The 23,853-nt window shown below is 65.0% G+C and carries 23 protein-coding genes, 1 tRNA gene and 1 riboswitch; of the genes, 16 read left to right on the plus strand and 8 right to left on the minus strand.

From position 1 onward, the window contains the following. Window positions 1–173: 173 nt before the first annotated feature. Window positions 174–1,745, minus strand: a complete 1,572-nt coding sequence (locus tag GEU84_RS20080) for an MORN repeat-containing protein (RefSeq protein ID WP_420899297.1) — start codon at window positions 1,743–1,745, stop codon at window positions 174–176. A 280-nt stretch (window positions 1,746–2,025) separates the two neighbouring features. Here GEU84_RS20080 and GEU84_RS20085 point away from each other — a divergent pair, with 280 nt between their 5' ends. The 3 genes from GEU84_RS20085 (at window position 2,026) to wrbA (ending at window position 5,497) form a co-directional block, all read left to right on the plus strand. Further along, window positions 2,026–3,681, plus strand: a complete 1,656-nt coding sequence (locus tag GEU84_RS20085; RefSeq protein ID WP_152828695.1) for an NAD+ synthase — start codon at window positions 2,026–2,028, stop codon at window positions 3,679–3,681. 148 nt (window positions 3,682–3,829) lie between these two features. Beyond that, window positions 3,830–4,777 (plus strand): endonuclease/exonuclease/phosphatase family protein, encoded by a 948-nt coding sequence (locus tag GEU84_RS20090; RefSeq protein ID WP_152828694.1) that lies wholly within the window; start codon window positions 3,830–3,832, stop codon window positions 4,775–4,777. Between the two features lie 126 nt (window positions 4,778–4,903). Then, window positions 4,904–5,497, plus strand: coding sequence for an NAD(P)H:quinone oxidoreductase (wrbA, locus tag GEU84_RS20095; protein WP_152828693.1), 594 nt, complete (start codon window positions 4,904–4,906; stop codon window positions 5,495–5,497). Window positions 5,498–5,554: 57 nt separating this feature from the next. On the opposite strand, the gene GEU84_RS20100 is transcribed toward wrbA, so the two are convergent. Both GEU84_RS20100 and GEU84_RS20105 read right to left on the minus strand, forming a co-directional pair. Then, window positions 5,555–6,481, minus strand: coding sequence for an MBL fold metallo-hydrolase (locus tag GEU84_RS20100; protein WP_152828692.1), 927 nt, complete (start codon window positions 6,479–6,481; stop codon window positions 5,555–5,557). A 122-nt stretch (window positions 6,482–6,603) separates the two neighbouring features. Continuing rightward, a complete protein-coding gene (locus GEU84_RS20105; RefSeq protein ID WP_152828691.1) occupies window positions 6,604–7,014 on the minus strand; it encodes a metallopeptidase family protein in 411 nt (136 codons plus the stop codon). A 78-nt stretch (window positions 7,015–7,092) separates the two neighbouring features. Between GEU84_RS20105 and GEU84_RS20110 the strand changes: the two genes are divergently transcribed. The 3 genes from GEU84_RS20110 (at window position 7,093) to GEU84_RS20120 (ending at window position 10,429) form a co-directional block, all read left to right on the plus strand. Further along, window positions 7,093–7,521: a DUF1801 domain-containing protein gene (locus GEU84_RS20110; RefSeq protein WP_152828690.1), complete on the plus strand. Its 429-nt coding sequence runs from the start codon at window positions 7,093–7,095 to the stop codon at window positions 7,519–7,521. 79 nt (window positions 7,522–7,600) lie between these two features. Beyond that, window positions 7,601–8,929 (plus strand): glutamate--tRNA ligase, encoded by a 1,329-nt coding sequence (gene gltX / locus GEU84_RS20115; RefSeq protein WP_152828689.1) that lies wholly within the window; start codon window positions 7,601–7,603, stop codon window positions 8,927–8,929. A 105-nt stretch (window positions 8,930–9,034) separates the two neighbouring features. Then, window positions 9,035–10,429, plus strand: coding sequence for an MATE family efflux transporter (locus tag GEU84_RS20120; RefSeq protein WP_152828688.1), 1,395 nt, complete (start codon window positions 9,035–9,037; stop codon window positions 10,427–10,429). Here GEU84_RS20120 and GEU84_RS20125 read toward each other — a convergent pair. Further along, window positions 10,413–10,934, minus strand: coding sequence for a gamma-glutamylcyclotransferase family protein (locus tag GEU84_RS20125; protein ID WP_152828687.1), 522 nt, complete (start codon window positions 10,932–10,934; stop codon window positions 10,413–10,415). The genes GEU84_RS20120 and GEU84_RS20125 overlap by 17 nt on opposite strands. A 74-nt stretch (window positions 10,935–11,008) precedes the next feature. Continuing rightward, a riboswitch (glycine riboswitch) is annotated at window positions 11,009–11,107 on the plus strand. A gap of 167 nt (window positions 11,108–11,274) precedes the next feature. Between GEU84_RS20125 and gcvT the strand changes: the two genes are divergently transcribed. The 4 genes from gcvT to GEU84_RS20145 all read left to right on the plus strand — a co-directional run bounded on the left by gcvT (window position 11,275) and on the right by GEU84_RS20145 (window position 16,008). Continuing rightward, entirely contained in the window at window positions 11,275–12,426 is a 1,152-nt protein-coding gene (gene gcvT / locus GEU84_RS20130) for a glycine cleavage system aminomethyltransferase GcvT (protein WP_152828686.1), read from the plus strand. An 11-nt stretch (window positions 12,427–12,437) separates the two neighbouring features. Then, on the plus strand, window positions 12,438–12,797 hold the full coding sequence (gene gcvH, locus GEU84_RS20135; protein WP_152828685.1) for a glycine cleavage system protein GcvH: 360 nt from the start codon (window positions 12,438–12,440) through the stop codon (window positions 12,795–12,797). Window positions 12,798–12,930: 133 nt separating this feature from the next. Continuing rightward, window positions 12,931–15,801, plus strand: a complete 2,871-nt coding sequence (gene gcvP, locus GEU84_RS20140; protein WP_152828684.1) for an aminomethyl-transferring glycine dehydrogenase — start codon at window positions 12,931–12,933, stop codon at window positions 15,799–15,801. A 131-nt stretch (window positions 15,802–15,932) separates the two neighbouring features. Then, window positions 15,933–16,008, plus strand: a tRNA-Ala gene (locus GEU84_RS20145). A gap of 114 nt (window positions 16,009–16,122) precedes the next feature. On the opposite strand, the gene gph is transcribed toward GEU84_RS20145, so the two are convergent. The 3 genes from gph to GEU84_RS20160 form a co-directional block, all read right to left on the minus strand. Beyond that, complete coding sequence (gph, locus tag GEU84_RS20150; RefSeq protein WP_152828683.1) at window positions 16,123–16,794, minus strand: phosphoglycolate phosphatase; 672 nt, start codon at window positions 16,792–16,794, stop codon at window positions 16,123–16,125. Continuing rightward, window positions 16,794–17,483, minus strand: a complete 690-nt coding sequence (gene rpe, locus GEU84_RS20155; RefSeq protein ID WP_152828682.1) for a ribulose-phosphate 3-epimerase — start codon at window positions 17,481–17,483, stop codon at window positions 16,794–16,796. Before rpe ends, gph begins: the two co-directional genes overlap by 1 nt. Window positions 17,484–17,683: 200 nt before the next feature. Then, window positions 17,684–18,019, minus strand: coding sequence for an ArsR/SmtB family transcription factor (locus GEU84_RS20160; RefSeq protein ID WP_152828681.1), 336 nt, complete (start codon window positions 18,017–18,019; stop codon window positions 17,684–17,686). Between the two features lie 281 nt (window positions 18,020–18,300). Between GEU84_RS20160 and GEU84_RS20165 the strand changes: the two genes are divergently transcribed. The 5 genes from GEU84_RS20165 (at window position 18,301) to GEU84_RS20185 (ending at window position 22,337) form a co-directional block, all read left to right on the plus strand. Further along, the gene (locus tag GEU84_RS20165) at window positions 18,301–18,534 is read left to right on the plus strand and encodes a YgaP family membrane protein (protein WP_241427783.1); all 234 of its coding nucleotides are present in this window, start codon (window positions 18,301–18,303) and stop codon (window positions 18,532–18,534) included. A gap of 19 nt (window positions 18,535–18,553) precedes the next feature. Then, entirely contained in the window at window positions 18,554–18,985 is a 432-nt protein-coding gene (locus GEU84_RS20170) for a YeeE/YedE family protein (protein ID WP_217438618.1), read from the plus strand. 7 nt (window positions 18,986–18,992) lie between these two features. After that, window positions 18,993–19,445 carry a DUF6691 family protein gene (locus GEU84_RS20175; protein ID WP_152828680.1) on the plus strand — a complete coding sequence of 151 codons (453 nt, stop codon included), beginning with the start codon at window positions 18,993–18,995 and terminating at the stop codon, window positions 19,443–19,445. Between the two features lie 18 nt (window positions 19,446–19,463). Then, window positions 19,464–20,357 (plus strand): MBL fold metallo-hydrolase, encoded by an 894-nt coding sequence (locus GEU84_RS20180; protein WP_152828679.1) that lies wholly within the window; start codon window positions 19,464–19,466, stop codon window positions 20,355–20,357. Between the two features lie 270 nt (window positions 20,358–20,627). Continuing rightward, entirely contained in the window at window positions 20,628–22,337 is a 1,710-nt protein-coding gene (locus GEU84_RS20185) for a SulP family inorganic anion transporter (protein ID WP_152828678.1), read from the plus strand. A 40-nt stretch (window positions 22,338–22,377) separates the two neighbouring features. Here GEU84_RS20185 and GEU84_RS20190 read toward each other — a convergent pair whose 3' ends face one another. Then, on the minus strand, window positions 22,378–23,148 hold the full coding sequence (locus GEU84_RS20190) for an alpha/beta fold hydrolase (RefSeq protein ID WP_152828713.1): 771 nt from the start codon (window positions 23,146–23,148) through the stop codon (window positions 22,378–22,380). Window positions 23,149–23,242: 94 nt separating this feature from the next. Between GEU84_RS20190 and GEU84_RS20195 the strand changes: the two genes are divergently transcribed. Next, window positions 23,243–23,614 carry a hypothetical protein gene (locus GEU84_RS20195; RefSeq protein ID WP_152828677.1) on the plus strand — a complete coding sequence of 124 codons (372 nt, stop codon included), beginning with the start codon at window positions 23,243–23,245 and terminating at the stop codon, window positions 23,612–23,614. Window positions 23,615–23,853: the final 239 nt, after the last annotated feature.

Below are 23,853 nucleotides of genomic sequence, written 5' to 3' on the forward strand. Positions count from 1 at the left end.
CGCGACAGATGCGCGGGGGCAGATTGCGGCGCATGGCGACCGGCGACTTTTTGCAGCAGCCCCATTGCCGCAAAAGCGGGGCGGGGCCGCTGTGTAAAAGCCAGTCCGCCAACGGCGGCCGGTCAAACTGCGGCCCGTCATAGGCGGGGCAGGGGGCAGATGCCGGCCCCGGCTCAGTTCCCGGTCGGCGCGGGTTCGGCCGTGGTTCCTGCCTCGGGCGCGACGGTGCCTTCGGCGGCGGAAGTGGCAGCGCCTTCGGTTGCGGCCTCGCCACCGGTGGGCGGCGTGGCCACGGCAGCGCCCTCACCCTCGGGTGCGGCCCCGGCCGGTGCGGCACCCCCGGCCGGGGGTGCCGTGATCAGCCCGTCGGTCCATTGGCCTGCCGTTTCCTGCCCGGTGGCATAGCGCATCACGCCTTCGCCCTGGCGTTTGCCCATGCGGAATGTGCCTTCATAGACATCGCCATTGGGATAGGTGGCCACACCCTGACCGTCGATCTCGCCCGCGGTCCAGCCGCCGACATAGCGGAACCCGTCGGGCATCACGATCTCGCCCTGGCCCTCGCGCTTGCCCGCGACGAAGCCGCCGCGATAGACCGTTCCATCGGGATAGGTCGCCACGCCCTCGCCATGGCGCTGGCCGTCCTGCCACTGGCCTTCGTATTTATAACCATCGGGATAGGTCATGACACCCGCCCCGTTGTTGCGTGCGGCCTTGAATTCGCCCTCATAGACCAGACCGTTGGCATAGGTGGCCTTGCCCTTGCCCTCGATCAGCCCGGCCTTCCAGGTGCCCTCATAGCTGCCACCGTCGGGATAGGTGATGGTGCCCGCACCCTCGGGCTGGCCGTTCACGAAGGCCCCGGCATAGACCGACCCGTCGGGATAGGTCACGCGGCCGCTGCCCTCGATCCGCCCCTCCACCCAGTCGCCGTCATAGCGATATCCGTCGGCACCGCTGAACACGCCCTTGCCATGGCGCTTGTCGGCCCTGAACGCCCCGCCATAGCTGTCGCCATTGCCATAGCTGACCTTGCCCACGCCCTCGCGCTGGCCGTTCACCAGCGGGCCTTCATAGATGTCACCATTGGGCTGGGTCAGCTTGCCCGTGCCGTTGATCTGGCCATCGGCCCAGTCACCCACATAGGTCAGCCCGTCGGGCATGGTCAGCGTGCCCTTGCCCGCGCGCTGGCCCTTGACCAGCCCGCCCTCATAAACCGCGCCATCGGGATAGGTGATCTTGCCGGTGCCATCCTTGACACCCTCGGCCCATGTGCCGTCATAGCGGTAGCCGCCGGGCATTTCCAGCACGCCCGCCCCGTGATGCACCGCGTTCTGAAAACCGCCGGTATAGACCGACCCATTGGCATAGCGCGCCACACCTTGCCCGGTCATTTGGCCATCGGCCCAGTCGCCCTCATACGTCCCGCCATCGGAAAAGGTGATCTTGCCTTTTCCTGCGGGTTTTCCGGTCGCAAATTCGCCCTCATAAACCGACCCGTTGGGAAAGCGCGCCACGCCCGCGCCGCTGATCTCGCCGTTTTCCCAGTTGCCGGTGTATTCATAGCCATTGGGCAGCCGGTAGGTGCCGGTGCCATGCTGGCGGCCATCCCGGAATGTGCCCTCATAGACCGAGCCATCGTCATACTGCTTGGTTTCCACCGCGCCCTGCGCCAGTGCCGCGCCCGGTGCGGCCAAAGCCAGCGCCAGACATCCAGCGCCCGCCATCTGCCTGAATCCAGCCATCTGCCTGAAACCCGCCAACTGTCTGAAACCCGCCTGCCGCATGAAAGCCCTGTCCATCACCCGCATCATCCCCGCCCTTCGCCGCCTGCCCGCTTTCGTGCCGCCCCGAGGCCGCAGTGCCAGCCGAACCACCAGCCGCGCCAAAGCCTAACTTCGCCGCCCCCGGCTGACAAGCGCCAGCACCGCTATCGGCTTTTCCTTGCCCGCCAGTCTGCTACATGTGACGCGCAACATTGCGTGATGCCCCGGGCGGCGTCATGCCGCAGACAAGGGCAGATTCATGGCCGTGACCTTTCGCCTGACGCTGGCGCAACTGAACCCCGTGGTGGGGGCGCTGGCCGCCAATGCCGACCGTGCCCGCGCTGTCTGGGCTGCTGCAAAGGCGGCCAAGGCCGACATGGTGGCGCTGACCGAAATGTTCATCACCGGCTACCAGACGCAGGATCTGGTGACGAAACCGGCCTTTGCCCGCGCCGCCATGGCCGAGATCGACCAGCTGGCCGCCGATTGCGCCGATGGGCCCGCCATCGGCATCGGCGGGCCGCATCTGAAGGACGGCCAGCTTTACAACGGTTACTACATCCTCCACGGCGGCAAGGTGGCGACGGTGGTGCTGAAGCACGATCTGCCCAATGACGGCGTGTTTGACGAAAAGCGTATCTTCCGTGCATCCGATGTGCACGGCCCTTACCGCATCGGCCCCCTGCGCATCGGCACCCCGATCTGCGAGGACAGCTGGCACCCGGAGGTGGCCGAAACGCTGGTAGAATCGGGGGCGGAGCTGCTGCTGGTGCCCAATGGATCGCCCTATCACCGGAACAAGCTGGAACTGCGGCAGAACCTGATGGTGGCCCGCGTGCTGGAATCGGGGCTGCCGCTGGTCTATCTGAACATGGTGGGCGGGCAGGACGATCAGGTGTTCGATGGCGCGTCCTTCGTGCTGAACCCCGGCGTGTCCCTCGCCGCGCAGATGCCTGCCTTCGTCGAGGATGTGGCCCATGTGGATTTCGTGCTGACCGAAGACGGCTGGCGCGCGACCCCCGGCGCCTATGCCGACCAGCCCGAGGAATGGGAGGCGGATTATCACGCCATGGTCTTGTCCTTGCGGGATTATCTGGGGAAAAGCGGGTTTTCGAAGGTGCTGCTGGGCCTGTCGGGCGGCATCGATTCGGCCATTGTCGCGGCGATTGCCGCCGATGCCATCGGCCCCGCCAATGTGCGCTGCGTGATGCTGCCATCGGAGTTCACATCCGTGCATTCGCTGGAGGATGCGGCGGCGGTGGCGCAGGCATTGGGCTGCCGGCTGGACAATGTGCCGATTTCCGGCCCACAGGCCGCCGTGGGCGCGGCTCTGGCGCCGCTGTTCGCAGGCACCGCGCCCGGCATCACCGAGGAAAACATTCAAAGCCGGTTGCGCGGGCTGCTGTTGATGGCCATGTCGAACAAATTTGGCGAAATGCTGCTGACCACTGGCAACAAATCGGAAATGGCGGTGGGTTACTGCACGATCTACGGTGACATGAACGGCGGCTATAACCCCATCAAGGATATGTATAAAACCCGGGTGTTCGAAACCTGCCGCTGGCGCAACGCCAATCACCGCGACTGGATGATGGGCCCTGCGGGTTCGGTCATCCCGCCCCGCGTGATCGACAAGCCGCCATCGGCCGAACTGCGCGAGGGTCAGCGCGACGACGACAGCCTGCCGCCCTACGATGTGCTGGATGCGGTGCTGGAGGGGCTGGTGGACCGCGAGGCATCGGTGGCCGATCTGGTGGCGCAGGGGTTCGATCCGGCGGTGGTGAAAAAGGTGCAGCATCTGCTTTACCTGAGCGAATACAAACGCTTCCAGTCCGCGCCCGGCACCCGGTTGACGCAAAAGGCCTTTTGGCTCGACCGCCGCTATCCCATCGTGAACCGCTGGCGGGACGGGTAAGGGGGCTTGTCATTTCCCTGCGGCCCCGCTTCGCGGGTTGCAGATGCGAACCGCGCCGCCGGGCCGGATGGGTGGCCCGGCGGTTGTCATCTGCCTTGCACCAAATCCATGCTAGCCTTCGGTCGAACCCCAGACCGGAGCCCACCCGATGCGCCCCCATGCCCTGCTGCTGATCGCCACAGCCCTTGCCGCGCCTGCCCATGCAGAAACTACCCTGCGCGTGATGAACTACAACATCTGGGGCGCGGGCGGGAATGAGGGCAAGGGGATCGACGAAACCCTGGCCGTGATCCGCGCCGCGAACCCCGACATCATCGGCTTGCAGGAAACCCGGCTGGAGGGGGCCGATTGCACCGCCGATGCCTGCCCGCCCGGCGGTGACAGCATCGCACCCGCGCTGGCACAGGCGCTGGGCTGGCATGTCTATGACCAGACACAGGAAAACGGTGTGCTCTGGGCCAATGCGGTGATCTCGCGCTATCCCATCGGGCCCGCATCCGCCAATGATCTGGGCGTGGCGGTGGATGTGGATGGCCAGTCCGTGTGGATATTCAACATCCACCACGATGACGAACCCTATCAGCCCTATCAGTTGCTGGGAATCGAATATGGCCCCGCCCCCTTCATCACCACCGGTGCCGAGGCGGTGGATTACGCCAACCAGACGCGCAAGGCGGGGATGGATCTGCTGATGGCCGACATGGCGGCGGCGGAAGGTGCTGCGGCGGTCTTTGTCACCGGCGATTTCAACGAGCCTTCGCATCTGGACTGGACGGCGGCGGCCGTGGCCGCAGGCACGCATCCTGTGGTGGTGGAATGGCCCACCACGAAACGGCTGGCCGATGCCGGGTTTACCGATGCCTACCGCGCGGCGCACCCCGATCCGGTGGCAAAGCCCGCCTTCACCTGGACACCGACCGGCGACGAGGCCGCGACAGATGACCATCACGACCGCATAGATTTCGTGTTTGCGCGCGCGCCGGGGCTGGTGGTGGTGGATGCGGCCATTGTCGGCGAGGATGGCCCGCGCAGCGACATCGCGGTCACACCCTGGCCCTCGGATCACCGTGCGGTGGTGGCCGAACTGCGCTTCTGAACAAGGCAAAGCGGCAAACGCAAGGCTTTCTGCGCGTGGGCGCACACGTATTCCGCCCATATGCGGAATGGTGCGCGCGAGTGTCGGAGCCTATGTGTTGGTTCAGCACACAGCAAGGAGGCTCCCATGAGCAATGTGAAACTCGCCATCATCTTCTATTCGACCTATGGCACCAATCATGCCATGGCCGAGATCGCCGCCGAGGCTGCCCGCGCCGCCGGGGCCGAAGTGCGCCTGCTGCGCATCGCCGAAACCGCGCCGGATGAGGTGGTGAACGGCCAGGACGCCTGGAAGGCGCAGGCCGAAAAGGCCGCGCCGCTGCCGGTGGCCACCCCGGCGGATATGGAATGGGCCGATGCCTATCTGTTCTCTTCGCCCACACGTTTTGGCGCGGCCACAAGCCAGATGCGCGCCTTCATCGACACGCTGGGCGGCCAGTGGTTCACAGGCAAGCTGGCCAACAAGCCGATCAGCGCCATGACCAGCGCGCAGAACGCGCATGGCGGGCAAGAGGCCACATTGCTGGGGCTTTACACCACGTTCATGCACTGGGGCTCGATCATCGTGGCACCGGGCTATACCGATGCGTCGATCTTCAAGGTGGGCGGCAACCCCTATGGCTATAGCCACACCCAGGGTGCCGAATTCACCGATGATGTGAAAGCGGCCATCGGCCATCAGGCAAAGCGTCTGGTGGAGTTTGCGGCCAAGCTGGCCTGAGCCAATGGTGACACGACAAAAGGCCCCCGCCATCGCGGGGGCCTTTTTCGTTGCAGGTCAGCCTTCCAGCATCATCTGATAGCTGGCGGGCACATAGCGGAAGCCGCTGCCCTGCGCCTCGACATAGCCCATGGCGGGGAAGGGCATGTGATAGCCGATGAAGGGCAGCTTGTCGGCGGCCAGCATGCCGAACACGTTGCGGCGCGTGGCGGCTGCGGCGGCCTTGTCGGCGTCAAAGCTCACCTCCCAGTCGGGATAGCCCAGCGACCAGACATAGTGATTGGCCGTGTCGGCGGTGATTGCCAGCTGCGCGCCGTTGCTTTCCAGCATGTAGATCATGTGGCCCGCCGTGTGGCCAAAGGCGGCCATTGCGGTGATGCCGGATGCGACAGAGCCGCCATCATCCAGAAAGCTGGTCTTGTCCAGCAGGGGGCGGACGTTGGCGTCATAGCCTTCGTTCGCGGCCAGCGCCCATGTGTCATTCTCCAGCGCGCCGGTGACATAGCGGGCGTTGGCAAAGGTGGGGGCGCCGCCGGTCATCAGCCCGCCGATATGGTCGCCGTGCATATGGGTCAGCACCACCACATCCACCTGATCGGGGGTATAGCCCGCATTGGCCAGGGCGGCAGTGATCGCCTCGCCGGCAAGGCCGGTATCGAACAGCACCAGTTCGGTGCCGGTGTTCACGATGGTGGGGGTGAAGAAAAACTGCGCCTTGTCGGCGGGAATGAAATTCGCGTCAGCGGCGGCGGCAAATTCCTCGGGCGTGGCGTTCAGGCCGAAGATGGTGTTCGGGTCAGGCACCGTGCGGGTGCCGCCCAGCAGGGCCGTCACCTCGAACCCGCCCAGTTTGAAGCGGTTGAAGGCCGGGTTGGCCGCGCCCAGCATTTCTGCGGCGGCGCGGGCGGGTTGCGGGGCAAAGGCACCGGCAAAGGGCAGCGCGGCCCCGGCCAGAAGGGCGTGGCGGCGGGTCAGGGTGGGCATGGCAATCCTCCGTCAGGGTTCTTGTGCGGCGATGATAGCCCGTCGCGCGCCGGGGGCGAGGCTGGCCGCGCCTGATGACGCATCCGTGATCTGCGCTGCCAGCTTCGCCCGTGCCTCGGGCGCTATTCCCACCACGGATCGACGCGGGCGATATCCGCATCCGACCAGCCGAAATGATGCGCCAGTTCATGCACCAGCACATGCGCCACCAGATCGCCCAGCGTCACATTGCCCCTGTCGGCCCATTCATCCAGAATAGGGCGGCGGAACAGCCATATCGCGTCGGGTTGCATCGGCTGATCCATCACCGACTTTTCTGTCAGCGGCGTGCCTTCGTAAAGGCCGGTCAGTTCGAACGGGTCGTCGATACCCATTTCGGCGCACAGATCCTCGGGCGGAAAATCCTCGATCCGCAGCTGAACGGCGCGTGCCGCTGCGGCATAGCTGTCAGGCAGCGCGGCAATGGCCGCTTCGGCCAGTGCTTCGATCTGGGCAAGGTCGGGGGCAACGAGGGCGGCAGGGTTCTGGGTCATCCGTGACAGATAGGGTCTGCGGGCCAAGGTGGAAAGCCCGCCCGCAGGGATGCTATGCTGTCGAAAACGGAGGCGGGGATGGGAACGCTGAAAACCACGGCAAGCGAGGAAAGCCTGGCGGATTTTCTGGCCCGCGTGCCGGATGTGCCGCGCCGGGACGAGGCGGCACGGCTGGCTGCGATCTTTGCTGACGCCACAGGCTTTGCGCCGCGCATCTGGGGTGGCACGATGGTGGGCTATGGGCGCTACGCCTACCGCACCGCCAACGGGCGGATTGAGGAGTATTTCGCCACCGGCTTTGCCCCGCGCAAGGCGGAACTTGTGATCTATATCCTGCCGGGCTACGCCGGTTTCGGTGCGTTGCTGGCCGCGCTTGGCCCGCACCGCAAGGGCAAGTCCTGCCTCTACCTGCGCCGTCTGGCGGGGGTGGACGAGGCTGTGCTGGCCCGGCTGATCCGCGCCGGGCTGGAGGATCTGGCAACCCGGGCCACCATCCTGCCCCACTAGCCGCCCGCACGCGTCTGCGCCCGCGATATGGACAAATTCGCGCTGGCATGAAACAGCAGGCGGGATCAGGAGAGCACCCATGACCACCGTGACCCGTTTTGCGCCGTCGCCCACCGGCTATATCCATGTGGGCAATCTGCGCACCGCGCTGATGAACTGGATGATTGCCCGCAAGGCTGGCGGCACTTTCATTTTGCGGCTGGATGACACCGATCAGGAACGCAGCAAACAGGAATATGCCGACGGGATCATGGAAGATCTCGATTGGCTGGGCCTGACCTGGGACCGGGTGGAAAAGCAATCGTTGCGCATGGGCCGCTATGCCGAGGCGGCGGACGCGCTGCGCGCGGCGGGGCGGTTCTACGAGGTGTTCGAGACGCCCGTGGAACTGGACCTGAAACGCAAGAAGCTGCTGAACATGGGCCGCCCGCCGGTCTATGACCGCGCCCACCTGGGCCTCAGCGATGACCAGAAAGCCGCGCTGCGCGCCGAGGGGCGGGCGGGCTACTGGCGGTTCCGGCTGGACCAGGAGCGTATCGAATGGCCTGACGGCATTCTGGGGCCGATTTCCATCGACGCGGCATCCGTGTCGGACCCGGTGCTGATCCGGGCGGACGGGCAGGTGCTGTATACATTCGCCTCATCCGTCGATGACATCGACATGGGCGTGACCTTCATCGTGCGCGGGGCGGATCATGTGACCAACACCGCCACGCAGATCCAGATCATGCAGGCGATGGGGGGCACGCCGCCCAGCTTTGCGCATCACAGCCTGCTGACCGGACCGCAGGGCGAGGCGCTGTCGAAACGGCTTGGCACGCTCAGCCTGCGCGACCTGCGCGCGCAGGGGGTGGAACCTTTGGCCTTGCTGAGCCTGATGGCGCGGCTGGGTTCGTCAAAGCCAGTGGAACTGGTCGGCAGCCTGGATGAGCTGATTGACGGCTTTGACGTGGGCAGCTTCGGGGCCGCGCCCACGAAATTCGACAGCGACGACCTGTTTCCCCTGACGCGGCAACATGTGCAGGGGCTGGCTTTTTCCGCGGTGGCCGATCGCATCCGCGAACTGGGTGTGCCCGATGATCTGGCCGAAGGCTTCTGGCGCGTGGCGAAAGACAACATCACCGTGCGGGCCGATCTGGAAAAATGGTGGCACCTGTTTCGCGACGGGGCCGAGCCGGTGATCGCGCCGGAGGATGCCGATTTCGTGCGCGACGCGCTGGCGCTGCTGCCCGATGGGCGGTTTACATCCGCCACCTGGGGGGAATGGACTGCAAAGGTGAAAGAGGCCTCAGGCCGCAAGGGCAAGGGCCTGTTCATGCCGCTGCGGCTGGCGCTGACGGGCCAGGCGCATGGGCCGGAAATGGCCGATGTGATGCCGCTGTTGCAGGTGGTGCGCGCGAAGGGCTGAGCGCTGCGGCGGTGCAACGCGCCGGGGGTTTCACACCCCCGGACCCCCGTGGGATATTTGGAGACAGAAAATGAAGGGAGGCCGCCTTCATTCTGGAGGACGCTGATGGCGGAACCGGCGCAGCAGGGCAAGTTTGTCACCGGGAACACGTTCCGGCATATCACCACCATGTCGTTGACCGCCTCGGTCGGGTTGATGGCGGTATTTTCGGTCGATTTCATCTCGATGATCTTCATCGCCATGCTGGGGCGGGCGGAACTGGCGGCGGCGGTAGGCTATGCCGGGGCGATATTGTTCTTTACCGCGTCTTTCGGCATCGGCATGGGCATAGCGGTGGGCGCGCTGGTGGCGCGGGCGCTGGGTGCGCGCGACACGCTGGCGGCGCGGCGGGCGTCGAGCCACGGGATTGTCATCGGCACCGGCTTTGGCGTGGTGTTTGCCGCGGTGATCTGGGCGTTTCTGTCGCCGCTGGTCACGTTGCTGGGGGCGACGGGCGAGACCCATGACCTGACGGTGCATTATCTGGCGATCATCGTGCCCTCGCAGCCCTTGCTGATGGTGGGCATGATCGGCGGGGCCATTCTGCGGTCGCATGGCGATGCGCGCCGGTCGATGATGGTGACGGTCTGGGGGGCGCTGGCCAATGCGGCGCTGGATCCGGTGCTGATCTTCTGGATGGATCTGGATCTGACGGGGGCGGCCATCGCATCTGTCGCATCGCGCGTCGTGATTGCGGTGATGGCGATCGTGCCGATCCTGCGGCATCACGGCGGGTTTGACCGGCCGTCGGTGCCGGGGCTGCTGGAAGATCTGCGCCCGGTCTTTGCCATCGGCCTGCCGGCAATCCTGACGCAGGTGGCGACCCCCATCGGGCAGGCCTTTGTCACCCGCGCCATGGCGCAGTTCGGCGAGGCGGCGGTGGCGGGCATGGCGATTACGGGGCGGCTGACCCCGGTGGCATTCGGCGTGCTGTTCGCGCTGTCGGGGGCCATTGGGCCGGTGATCGGGCAGAATTACGGGGCCAAGCGGATGGACCGGGTGCGCCGGGCCTTTCTGGACGGGCTGGTGTTCACCGGGCTGGTGATCCTGCTGGTGTCGGGGCTGTTGTTCGTGCTGCGCGGGCCGATTGCCGATCTGTTCAGCGCCACCGGGCTGACGCGCGATCTGGTGTTCCTGTTCTGCGGGCCGCTGTCGCTGCTGTTTTTCTTCAACGGGGTGATCTTTGTCTCGAACGCCGTGTGCAACAATCTGGGGCGTCCGTTCCAGTCCACCCTGGTGAACTGGGGGCGGCACACGGTTGGCACCATTCCCTTCGTGATCTGGCTGGGGGCCTGGTATGGCGCGCCGGGGGTGCTGGTGGGGCAGGCGGTGGGCGGCGTGATCTTTGGGGCCTGGGCGCTGTGGATGGCGTTGAAGGTGATCGAGAAGCCGGGCCGGGCCGAGAAGGGGCTGTTTGACCGCGAGGGGCGGCTGATGGCGCTGTTCAACCTGCGGAAATGAGCGCATCGACTGCGGCGGTTTCCCGGGCAGTCAGGCGCTGCGCACGGGGGTACAGCGGGGCCGAACGGTCATCCAGCACCCGCACCCAATGCGCGGTTGAGGCGTGGAAGCGTGCCGCGCCTTGCGGACCGTGTTCGCGCAGGAACCCCTGGATCACGGCATCCAGATAGCTGCGCAGGATCGGTGTTTCGGCGGTGGCGGGGCGGGCGTCGGGCACGGCATAGATGTGCGCTGATGCACCGGCAACCTGCACCGGATGGCGGCGATACAGCGCCTCGCGCAGGTCCAGCGCAGCCCAGTCATCGCCGGGAACGGCGGCCAGCAACCCGTCGATCTGCCCCGGGGCCGGTTCGGCGGACAGGATCGCAAAGGGCCGCCCGGGCAATTGCAGCCATGCGCGGCGCCAGCCCGGCAGCGTGGCGGGCAGGGCGGGGGCATAGCCATGCGTCGCGCGGTTCACCAGAGAGCCATAGCCGAAAAACTGGGCAGGGGATGCGGGTGCCATATGTCGCCTTTGCGGGGTGAAGCGTCGCCTTCGCTTTCTGCTTGCCATGGCCGCATGCGGCGCGCTAGGTGAACCTGTCAGGTTCGGGAGAATCCGGCGGGCTTACCCCCCGACGGTGCCGAAGGAGCAACCGCCCCGGTAAACTCTCAGGCGCAAGGGACCGTTTCTGGCAACAGACTCTGGAGAGTGGCGCAGCCGCGCCCGCCGAAGGGATAACGATCTCAGGCGCCCTGATTGCCGAAAGGCTGTGCGGGCAGGGACAGAGGGGGCATCGTGGGGCGGGGATTGGCCTGTCCGGGCGGTGCCGGCATGTTTCCGGCGTGAATGAGGGAGAGGCGGCTTGACCGACCTTGCGCAGAACGGACCTGAGGAAACGGGCCTGAACCGACTGGGGCTGCATGATCTGCATGTGGGCCTTGGTGGCCGCATGGTGCCCTTTGCGGGCTATGCCATGCCGGTGCAATATCCGGCGGGCGTGATGGCAGAGCACCTGCATTGCCGTGCAGCGGCGGGGCTGTTTGACGTGTCGCACATGGGGCAGGTGATCCTGCGGCCAAAGGGTGACATGGCGGCGCTGGTGGCAGGGTTTGAGGCGCTGATGCCTGTCGATGTGGCGGGGCTGGCCGAGGGGCGGCAACGCTATGGGCTTTTCACCAATGAAACCGGTGGGATACTGGACGACCTGATGTTCGCCAACCGGGGCGATCACCTGCTGGTGGTGGTGAATGCCGCCTGCAAGGAGGATGACATCGCCCATATGCAGGCGCATCTGGCCGATGTGGCCGAGGTGCTGCCCGTGACGGACCGCGCGCTGCTGGCCTTGCAGGGGCCCTTGGCGGAAACTGCCCTGGCGCGGCTTGTGCCGGATGTGGCGGCCATGCGGTTCATGGATGTGCGGGTGTTCGACACGCTGTTCGGGGCGCTGTGGATCTCGCGGTCTGGCTATACCGGTGAAGATGGGTTTGAAATCTCGGTGCCCGATGGCGGGGCCGAAGGGCTGGCCACGGCCCTGCTGGCGATGGACGAGGTAGGGCCCATTGGCCTTGGCGCGCGGGATTCGCTGCGGCTGGAGGCGGGGCTGTGCCTTTATGGCCATGACATTGATGCCACCACGTCGCCGGCCGAGGCGGGGTTGACCTGGGCCATCCAGAAGGTGCGCCGCGCGGGCGGCGCGCGCGAGGGCGGCTTTCCCGGGGACCAGCGCATACTTGAGGAACTGGCCGAAGGGCCGGAACGCTGCCGCGTCGGCCTGCGCCCCGAGGGCCGCGCCCCGATGCGCGAGGGCACGGAACTGTTCACCCCTGACGGCACACCCGTTGGCAAGGTCACCTCTGGCGGCTTTGGCCCCTCTGTCGGCGCGCCCATTGCCATGGGCTATGTCGCCGCCGCTTTCGCCACGCCCGGCACGGCCTTGCTGGGCGAGGTGCGCGGCAAGAAACTGCCCGTCACCGTGGCCACAACCCCATTCCACCCCACAACCTACAAGCGCTGAGGAGCGTTGCGATGAAATATACCGAAGATCATGAATGGCTGCGCGTCGAGGGCGATCTGGTTGTCGTCGGCATCACCGAACATGCCGCCACGCAACTGGGCGATGTGGTGTTCGTGGAACTGCCCGAGGTGGAAACCATGGTGGCCGCGGGCGACGAGGTGGTGGTGATCGAAAGCGTCAAGGCCGCATCCGACATTCTGGCCCCGGTGGACGGCGAGATTGTCGAGGTGAACGACAAGCTGGCGCTGAAACCCGGCCTCGTGAACGACGACCCGACCGGGGCCGCGTGGTTCTTCAAGATGAAACTGGATGACATGAGCGTGCTGGATACGTTCATGGATGAGGATGAATACCTCGACCTGATCGGCTGAGCCCGACGACAGATCAGCAGGCAAGATTTTTCGAAAAATCTTGCAAAATCCTTCTAAGGATTTTGGCCCCGCGTGCAGCGCGGCCAGCCTCGTAATGCCCATGCCGCAACCCGACACGCCGGAGGCACCGCAGATGACCTATACCCCCACCGACTATAACCCCTATGATTTTGCCAACCGTCGCCACATCGGCCCCTCGCCCGCCGAAATGGCGGCGATGTTGCAGGTGGTGGGGGTCGAAAGCCTTGATCAGCTGATTGATGAAACCATCCCCGCCGCGATCCGGCAGGATACTCCGCTGACATGGGCACCCTTGGCCGAGCATGAATTGCTGGCGAAAATGCGCGAGGTGGCGGGGAAAAACCGGGTGATGACCAGCCTGATCGGCCAGGGCTATTTCGGCACGGTGACGCCGCCCGCGATCCAGCGCAACATTCTGGAAAACCCGGCGTGGTATACCGCCTATACCCCCTACCAGCCCGAGATTGCGCAGGGGCGGCTGGAGGCGCTGCTGAACTATCAGACCATGGTGGCCGACCTGACCGGCCTGCCCGTGGCCAATGCCAGCCTGCTGGACGAGGCGACAGCGGCTGCCGAGGCGATGACCATGGCCGAACGCACCGCCAAATCCAAAGCGCGCGGGTTCTTCGTGGACCGTGGCTGCCATCCGCAGACCATAGCCGTCATCCGCACCCGCGCCCTGCCGCTGGGCATCGAAGTGATCGTGAGCGCACCCGAGGCGCTGGATGCAACGCAAGTGTTCGGTGCGATCTTCCAGTATCCCGGCACCTATGGCCATGTGCGCGACTTTACCGCCGAGATTGCCGCGCTGCATGCGGCCAAGGCGATTGCCATCGTGGCGACAGACCTGTTGGCGCTGTGCATGCTGAAGGAACCCGGCGCGATGGGGGCCGATATTGCCATCGGGTCCAGCCAGCGGTTCGGTGTGCCGATGGGCTACGGCGGGCCGCATGCGGCCTTCATGTCGTGCCGCGACGATCTGAAGCGCGCGATGCCGGGGCGGATCGTAGGCGTGTCGATTGATGCGCGCGGCAACAAGGCCTACCGGCTGGCGCTGCAAACCCGCGAGCAGCATATCCGGCGCGAAAAGGCCACATCGAACGTCTGCACGGCGCAGGCGCTGCTGGCGGTGATGGCGAGTTTCTACGCCGTGTTCCACGGGCCCCTGGGCCTGCGCGCCATTGCCGAACGGGTGCATTTCAGCACCACACGGTTGGCGCGGGCGTTGAAGGCGGCAGGGGCAAAGGTGGCGCCGGATGCGTTCTTCGATACCATCACCGTCGAGGTGGGCGTGGGGCAGGCGGGCATTCTGGCGGCCGCCCGGCACGAAGGCCTGAACCTGCGCAAGATCGGCACGGACCGGGTGGGCATCACGCTGGACGAGACGACGGATGAGCAGGTGCTGATCCGCGTGCTGCGCGCCTTTGGCATCGAAGGCGTGCCACCGCACCGCGCCACGCTGGGCTTCCCCGAGGATATGGTGCGCGAAACCGAATACCTGACCCATCCGGTATTCCACATGAACCGGGCGGAATCGGAAATGATGCGCTACATGCGCCGCCTGTCCGACCGCGATCTGGCACTGGACCGGGCGATGATCCCGCTGGGATCGTGCACGATGAAGCTGAACGCGGCGGCGGAAATGATGCCGATCACCTGGCCCGAGTTCGCAGCACTTCACCCCTTTGCCCCGGTGGAACAGGCGGCGGGATACCATGAGGCGATCAGCGATCTGGCGGCCAAACTGTGCGAGATCACCGGCTATGACGCGATGAGCATGCAGCCGAACTCTGGCGCGCAGGGCGAATATGCGGGGCTTCTGACCATTCAGGCCTATCACCGCGCCCAAGGGAACGGCCACCGCGACATCTGCCTTATTCCGGTGTCGGCGCATGGCACCAACCCCGCATCAGCGCAGATGGTGGGGATGAAGGTGGTGGTGGTGAAATCCGCCCCCAACGGCGACGTGGATCTGGAGGATTTTGCGGCAAAGGCGGCGGCGGCGGGCGATAACCTTGCGGCCTGCATGATCACCTACCCCTCCACCCATGGCGTGTTCGAGGAAACCGTGCGCGAGGTGTGCGACATCACCCACCGCCACGGCGGGCAGGTATACATCGATGGCGCGAACATGAACGCGATGGTGGGTCTGGTGCAGCCGGGCAAGATCGGCGGCGATGTCAGCCACCTGAACCTGCACAAGACCTTTGCCATTCCGCATGGCGGTGGTGGCCCCGGCATGGGGCCGATCGGCGTCAAGGCGCATCTGGCGCCGTATTTGCCGGGGCATCCCGAAACGGGCGGGCCGTCAGCGGGGGGGCAAAGGGTGGACATGACCGAAGGGCCGGTGTCAGCCGCGCCCTATGGCTCGGCGTCCATCCTGCTGATTTCCTGGGCCTATTGCCTGATGATGGGCGGGGCCGGGCTGACACAGGCCACCCGTGTGGCGATCCTGAACGCCAATTACATCGCGGCGCGGCTGCGTGGGGCTTACCCGGTGCTGTTCATGGGCAACCGGGGCCGGGTGGCGCATGAATGCATCCTCGACACCCGGCCCTTTGCCGAACATGGCGTGACGGTGGACGACATCGCCAAACGGCTGATCGACAACGGTTTTCATGCTCCGACGATGAGCTGGCCGGTGGCGGGCACCCTGATGGTGGAACCGACGGAGTCGGAAACCAAGGCCGAGATCGACCGTTTCATCACCGCCCTGCTTGCGATCCGGGCCGAGATCAAGGCGGTGGAGGAGGGCGAGATCACCGCCGAGGCCAGCCCCCTGCGCCACGCCCCGCATACGGTGGAGGATCTGGTGGCCGACTGGACCCGCGCTTATCCGCGCGAACAGGGCTGTTTTCCGCCCGGTGCCTTCCGGGTGGACAAATACTGGCCGCCGGTGGGACGGGTGGACAACGTGCATGGCGACCGCAACCTGATCTGCATCTGCCCGCCCTTGGAAAGCTACGCCGACGCGGCGGAATAGCCATCTCTGCGGGCCGGCAAACCCTTCGCCGGCCCGCAGACCGGCTTGGCATTTCCGGCCGCCATCCGGCGCAGCGGCCGCCTGCCCCGCGCTTGACAACCGCAATACCTTAAGCCACATAAACCGTCAGTGGGGTCGTAGCTCAGTTGGGAGAGCGCGTCGTTCGCAATGACGAGGTCAGGAGTTCGATCCTCCTCGGCTCCACCAATATCTTCCAGTGATGGTCTTGATCGGCAGCGCTTTGGAACGCCTTGTGCGCCCGGTGTCGTGCCTGTGCAACGGCTTGCCCGGGCTGGCGAACTGCGTCTCAGGTGCCCCTGTTCAATAAGGGCGATCCCCGTTGGCATGGCCAAGTTGCAACCGCGCGACCAGGGCGGGCAAGGTGCTGAAGTCATCGAAAATCGCGGCGGCACCCAGGGTTTCGGCGGGTGCCTTGCGGTAGCCTTGTGAAAACAGCAGCAGCGGCACACCGGCGGCATGGGCGGTTTCGGCGTCAACCTCGCTGTCGCCGACAAACAGGCCCGGGCCACCAAGCGCCGCAAAGGCCGCGCGCAGCGGTGCCGGATCGGGTTTGTGCACCGGCAGGCTGTCGCCGCCCAGGATGGTGTCAAACAGCCCTGCGATACCCAGATGGGTCAGGATGGCCATTGTCGGGCGATGCGGCTTGTTGGTGCAGATGCCAAGCCGGTGGCCATTCGCCTCCAGCACATGCAAGGCTGCCACCGCCCCGGGGTAGGGATGCGTCAGGCTGACGAAATCATCATAGCGGCGGACAAATTCGGCATGCAGGCGGGGCTGTTCGCTGTCGGGAATGCCGCGGACCGCCCGCATGCGGGCCACGAACACCGCCGCCCCGTTGCCGATGAAGCTGCGCGCTTCGGCCAGGGTGATGGGGGCCTGGCCCTCGTCGGCCAGCAGGCCATTGGCCCCGGCGTGGATGTCGGGCGCGCTGTCGATCAGCGTGCCGTCCAGATCGAAAACCACCGGCAGCATCAAAGCGCCGCCTCTGCCGCCGCGCGGATGGCGCGGATATTCGCGCCATAGGGTGCGGAGTTGGCCACCGACCCGCCCTTGAACACCGCTGACCCGGCCACCAGCACATCGGCCCCCGCAGCGGCCACCAGCGGGGCCGTGTCTGCCGTCACGCCGCCGTCAATCTCGATGTGAACCGGGCGGTCGCCGATCATCGCGCGCAGTTTCGCCACCTTGGAAACCTGGCTGTGAATGAATTTCTGGCCGCCGAAACCGGGGTTCACGGTCATCACGCAGACCAGATCCACCATATCCAGCAGGTAATCCAGCGCCTCGACCGGGGTGCCAGGGTTGATGGCCAGACCAGCCTTGCAACCCGCGCCGCGAATGGCCTGCAATGTGCGGTGGATATGCGGCCCTGCCTCAAGATGCGCCGAGATCACATCAGCCCCGGCCGCCGCGAAAGCCTCGATATAGGGGTCAACCGGGGCAATCATCAGATGCACATCCATGACGCCCTTGATATGCGGGCGGATCGCGGCGCAGGTTGCCGGGCCAAAGGTGATGTTGGGCACGAAATGGCCATCCATCACATCGACATGCACCCAGTCGCAGCCCTGCGCCTCGATCGCGCGGCATTCTGCGCCAAAGTCGGCGAAATCGGCGGCAAGGATTGACGGCGCAATCTTGATCTTGCGGTTGAAGGTCATGTCTGCGGCTCCTTGGGTTCACTGTCCGGCCCGCCGGGAACGACGCGGCCCGGGCGGATGCCAGCCCCTTTTAGGGCGAAGAGTGTGATGGCGGCAAGAAACCCGCAAAAAAGACTTTGCTTTGGCACATTGTGCCAATGTGCAGGTCAGCCATCTTGCGCAGGTCAGCCATCTTGCGCAGGTCAGCCATCTTGCGCAGGTCAGGCGGGCTTGCAGAACATGTTGTAAAGCAGCGCGATGATCTGTTGCGCCTTTGGATCGCGCAGGCTGTAATAGATCGCCTTGCCTTCGCGCCGTGCGGCTACGATGCCCTCCAGCCGCAGCCGCGCAAGTTGCTGGCTGACCGCTGCCTGCCGCGAGTTCAGCAGGTTTTCCAGCTCTGTCACCGATTTCTCGCCGTCGACAAGCGAACACAGGATCAACAGCCGGCCTTCATGCGCCAGCGCCTTGAGCAAGGCCGCAGCCTGCTCGGCCTGCGAGAACATCAGGTCTATCGCGGGTGCATCGGCCGCGTCTGTCACAGGTTCGGTTTTCATTGGGCTGCTGTTCAACAGCGTCTCCATCATTCGGTCATACAGGCATGCCCGGGCCACCTGACCGCACGCATCGCATCGCCCTTGGCCTGGCGCTGGTTGCCGGTCATCCATGCCGATGTTGTTCTGGCGATACATCTAACACCCTTTGCCGCCCTATGCGACCCCCGGGAGAGCCGTTCAACGGCGGCCTCATTCTCGCCCTGTGCAGAACATTCAACACACTCCGGATGAACATGCTTGACACATTAGAACATATGAATATATCTTAGCAAGAGGAATTCATGGAGTTGGGCGAAATGGCAAACGTTGGAAACATCGACCGGTGGGTCAGGGTTGTTGTGGGGGTGGTGCTGCTGGCGCTGCCATTGCTGCCGATGACGGCAGGCATGTTTGCGGGTTGGGGGGCATGGAAATTCGCTGTGGCTATTGTGGGTGTTGTGCTGATCGCCACCGCCGGCCTGCGGTTCTGCCCGCTGTACCGGATCCTCGGCGTAAACACCTGCGCGCTGCGTTGAGCGGAACTGGCGGAGGTTCATGATGGTCGAGACTGAATTCGCGCCGCTGGCGGCACTGGCAGGCGGCGCGCTGATTGGTGTTGCCTCTGTCCTGCTGATGGCGGTCAAGGGCCGGATTGCGGGAATAAGCGGCATCACGGTGCGGCTGTTCCCGCCCTATTCCGACGGCGACCTTGCTGGGCGCGCTGCCTTTGTCCTTGGCGTGATTGCGGCTCCGCTGATCTGGCTGCTGGTCACAGGCGCGCTGCCGGTGCAGACCATCGAGGCGGGGCTGGGCTTGCTGCTGATCGCCGGTCTTTTGGTCGGGTTCGGGTCGGTCTGGGGCAATGGCTGCACCTCGGGGCATGGCGTCTGCGGCATGTCGCGGCTGTCTGCCCGGTCCTTTGTTGCAGTGGCCACGTTCATGACCACGGCGGCCATCACCGTCTACGTCACGCGTCATCTGGTCTGAGGGTATCATGGCTGTCCTGATCCAATTCGCAATCGGCCTGATCTTTGGTGTGGGCCTGGTGGTCGCGGGCATGTCAGACCCTGCCAAGGTTCTGAATTTCCTTGATTTCGCTGCCATCCCCGCGAGAACATGGGATGCGAGCCTTGCCTTTGTTCTGGGCGGTGCCGTCGCTGTGACGGCAATAGGCTTTCGGCTGGTCCTGCGGCGCGGCCAACCCGTGTTCGGCACGGCGTTCCACCTGCCAAACGCACGTGCGATTGACGCGCGCATCATCACCGGCCCGGCCATTTTCGGCATCGGTTGGGGGTTGGCGGGGTTTTGCCCCGGCCCGGCACTGACCGCGCTTGGCGCAGGCACTCTGCCGGCCATCACCTTTGTTGCCAGCATGCTGGTCGGCATGATCGCGGCGCGCTGGCTTGCCGAACGGCAAACCACCGCTGCATCGCTGACCGGCGCGTGATCCAGACAGGAGCATACCATGCAAAGCCTTCCCCAAGAAGTCGACCTGACCGTCAAGCCGCAGGTGACAGCGTTCTTTGATGAACCCACGAACACCGTGTCCTATGTGGTGCGCGACCCGGGCTCCACCGCCTGCGCCATCATCGATTCCGTCATGGACATCGACTATGCCGCCGGGCGCATTGCCTACGAATCCGCCGATGCGCTGATCGCCTTTGTGCAAGAGCATGGGCTGACGCTGGAATGGCTGATCGAAACCCATGTCCACGCCGATCACCTGTCCGCCGCGCCCTACATCCAGGGCAAGCTGGGCGGCAAGATCGGCATCGGCGAAAACATCACCGTGGTGCAGGACACATTCGGCAAGGTGTTCAACGAAGGCACCGAGTTTCAGCGAGACGGCAGCCAGTTCGACCGGCTGTTTGCCGATGGCGATACCTACCAGATCGGTGGCATGACCGCCTTTGCCATGGCCACACCCGGGCACACACCCGCCTGCATGACGCATGTGGTGGGCGACGCGGCTTTTGTGGGCGATACGCTGTTCATGCCCGATGGCGGCTCGGCCCGTGCCGACTTTCCGGGGGGCGATGCGCGCACGCTTTACCGTTCGGTGCGCCGTGTGCTGAGCCTGCCCGATGAGGCGCGGCTGTTCATGTGCCACGACTATGGCCCGAACGGCCGCGAGATCCGCTGGGAAACCACCGTGGGCGAACAGCGTGCACACAACATCCATGTGAAGGACGGCATCACCGAGGATGAATTCGTGGCCCTGCGCGAGGCGCGCGACGCAACGCTTGCGATGCCCCGTCTGATCATTCCGTCCTTGCAGATCAACATGCGCGGCGGCGAACTGCCCGAACCTGATGAGTCGGGAAAGCGGTTTCTGAAGGTGCCGATCAACGGGCTGTGACTGCCACGCGGGCCAACCCGGTGTGCAACACTCGGCATCTTGCCGCCCTCTGACAGCGACGCGCGGCATGACGCGCGGGCGGCGCTCGGATATGGTGGCGAAACGGTGCCTGCCGTTTGAAAAGGATCGGTCGTTGGCGCCCGGCCGGGTTGGTGCGGGCGGGTGCAGCCGGTTCACCGTAATTCCAGGCTGCACGGCAAAGAGCGGATGGCCAGACCTGACCTGGCCATCTGACCGTCAGTGTCACGAAAGAAGAACGCCGTGCCCGATATGAAGTCCCTTTTCCCCATTCTTGACTGGGCACCGGCCTATTCCAAAAACACCGCGCTGAACGATCTGGTGGCGGCGCTGATCGTGACGATCATGCTGGTGCCGCAAAGTCTGGCCTATGCGATGCTTGCGGGCCTGCCTGCCTATGTCGGGCTTTATGCGTCGATCCTGCCGCTGGTGGCCTATGCCGTCTTCGGCACCAGCCGGGTGCTTGCGGTGGGGCCGGTGGCTGTAGCCTCGCTTATGACGGCGGCCGCGGTGGGAGAGGTGGCGGCACAGGGCACGGCCAGCTATCTGGAGGCGTCGATCGTGCTGGCGTTCCTGTCGGGCCTGGTGCTGCTGGGCATGTCGGTGCTGCGGCTGGGGTTTCTGGCGAATTTCCTCAGTCATCCCGTTGTATCCGGCTTCATCACCGCCTCGGGCATCCTGATTGCGGCCAGCCAGCTTAAACACGTTCTGGGCATCGCTGCGGCGGGTGACAGCCTGCCAGAGATCGTGATCCAACTGTTTGCCGGGCTGGGCCAGGTCAACCTTTACACCGCGATCATTGGTGTGGGGGCGATCATCTTCCTGTTCTGGGTGCGCAAACGGCTGAAGCCGCTGCTGCTGCGCGCCGGTCTGCGCCCCCGGCTGGCAGAAATTCTGGCAAAGGCCGGCCCGGTTGCCGCCATTGCCGTATCCATACTTGCGGTGCTGGCCTTCGGGCTGGATCAGCAGGGCGTCAAGATCGTGGGCGAGATTCCGGGTGGATTGCCGCCTTTTGCCTTGCCGTCGTTCAACCTTGACCTGTGGTGGCAATTGCTGCCCTCGGCGGTGCTGATCAGCCTTGTGGGCTTTGTCGAATCCATTTCCGTGGCGCAGACGCTTGCCGCCAAACGCCGCCAGCGCATCGTGGCAAATCAAGAGCTTGTGGGCCTTGGCACCGCCAATATCGCATCGGCGCTGTCGGGTGGCTATCCGGTGACGGGGGGCTTTGCACGATCGGTGGTGAATTACGACGCCGGGGCCGAAACCCCGATGGCGGGGGTGTTCACCGCGCTGGGCATCCTGTGCGCCACGCTGTTCCTGACACCGCTGTTTCGGCTGTTGCCGCAGGCCGTGCTGGCCGCCACGATCATTGTCGCCGTGCTGTCACTGGTGGATCTGGGCGCGATCCGCCGCATCTGGAACTATTCGAAGACCGATTTCGCCGCCATGGCCGTCACCATTGCCACGGTGCTTCTGGTGGGTGTCGAGGCGGGGATCACCGCAGGCATGTCTTTGTCGTTGCTGCTGTTCCTGTGGCGCACCAGCCGCCCGCACATGGCCATCGTGGGCCAGATGCCCGGCACCCAGCATTACCGCAACGTGTCGCGCCATGATGTGATCTGCGAGCCGTCGGTGCTGACCATCCGGGTGGATGAAAGCCTGTATTTCGCCAATGCCCGGTATCTGGAGGACAGCATCTATGCCCATGTCGCCGCGCGCCCCGCGCTGAAACATGTCGTGCTGATGTGCCCGGCGGTCAATCTGATCGACGCATCGGCGCTGGAAAGCCTTGAGGCGATTTCACACCGGCTGGATTCGGCAGGGGTGGGATTTCATCTGTCCGAGGTGAAAGGCCCGGTGATGGATGCGCTGAAACGGTCGGATTTTTTCCATCACTTCAAGGGCCGGGTGTTCCTGTCGCAATATGAGGCGTCACAGGCGCTGGCCCCGGCGCAGCCCTGACGGCAACTGCGGCCAACTGCCCCACACGCCAACCCGGTCATCAGGCGTTCAGAAACACCCTGACCGTCTGTTCAAATTCGCGCGGTTTTTCGGCATGCAGCCAGTGGCCGGCATCGGGCAGTTTTGCAAAGCGGGCACGGGGAAACTGCTGCAAGATCGCCGGGCGGTGTTCGGGCAGAACATAATCGGATTGCCCGCCCGTCAGAAACAGCGTGGCCCCGTCGAACACGCCTGCGGTGCCGGGCCAGCCGACGATGCCTTGCATCTGATCCTCCAGCACATCCAGGTGCAGCCGCCAGCGCGGCGGCTCTGCCTTCAGATCCAGCGACTGCAGGAAGAACGCCCGCAGGCCCGCATCGGGCACGGTGGCAGCAAGGCGCTTGTCGGCCTCGGCCCGGGTGGTCAGCCCCGCCAGATCAAGGCCCCGCATCGCGGCGATGTGGCGGCTTTGGCTGTGGTCATAGGCAACCGGGGCAATGTCGGCCACCACCAGCCGCCGCAGCAGGGCGGGCCTTGTCAGCGCCAGCACCATGGCCGCCTTGCCCCCCATCGAATGCCCCAGCACATCGGCCCGCCCGCCAAGGCCCGCAATCACTTCGGCCAGATCATCGGCCATTGCGGCATAGCTGTGGTCGGGTGAGCGGGGGCTTTCGCCGTGGTTGCGCAGATCCACCGCCACTACATCGCGGCTGTCGGCCAGCCGCCGCGCGATGACACCCCAGTTGCGCGCCGAGCCGAACAGGCCATGCACGATCAGCAGCGGCAGGTGGCCCGAGGGCGTCTCGGCGGGATAGGAATATGTGCTCAGCATGCCGCGTTCATAGCCCGCCACGCCCGGCATCGCCAGAGGTGTTGAAGCGCGGCGCGCCACGGCCTAGACTTGCCGAAAACCAAGGGGCAGGGGCATGAGCGCGGTAACAATTCAGCAGATGGCCGACCGCGTTGCGGCGCTGATGGAGGAACGGCTGCGCATCAAGGGACGGGGGCTGGCGGAAAAGCTGCAACGCGGCGGGCGCGTGCTGCCGCGCCGGGTGCGGGCAGCGGCGCAGGTGCTGGCCGATGCGGCGCATATGGCGCAAAACCCCAAGCTGCTGTTGCAGGTCGATCAGGAACAGATCGCTGCGGCCTATGACCTCTGCGTCAACCACCTGAACGGCGTGAACCGCTGGCAGCGCCGCATGGGCTGGCTGACCGGCTTTGCCGCCTCGGTCGCGTTCATCGTGCTGGTGGTGGGAGGGCTGGTCGTGGCGGTGCTGGTGCTGCGGGGGTATCTGTGATGGCTTGGCGGGCGACGAGGGCGGCGGTGACGAAGGTGAAACCGGCTTTTTGTCGCAATTCGACACTTTCTGAATTTGCACGGGAGCAGAGTCATCAAAGAAGATTCTGGTTGCAAAGAGCCGAGGCTGTGTGAAAACCTCCAGATATGGTATGCTTCCTGCGATACAGGAGTGCATTTATGTCAGGTTTCATTGAAGGGGTAGACCGGGATCAGGTGACGCTGTTTCCGGACCGTCTT

Origin of the sequence: Fertoeibacter niger, from assembly GCF_009380135.2 — a bacterium.
GTDB classification, from domain to species: domain Bacteria; phylum Pseudomonadota; class Alphaproteobacteria; order Rhodobacterales; family Rhodobacteraceae; genus Fertoeibacter; species Fertoeibacter niger.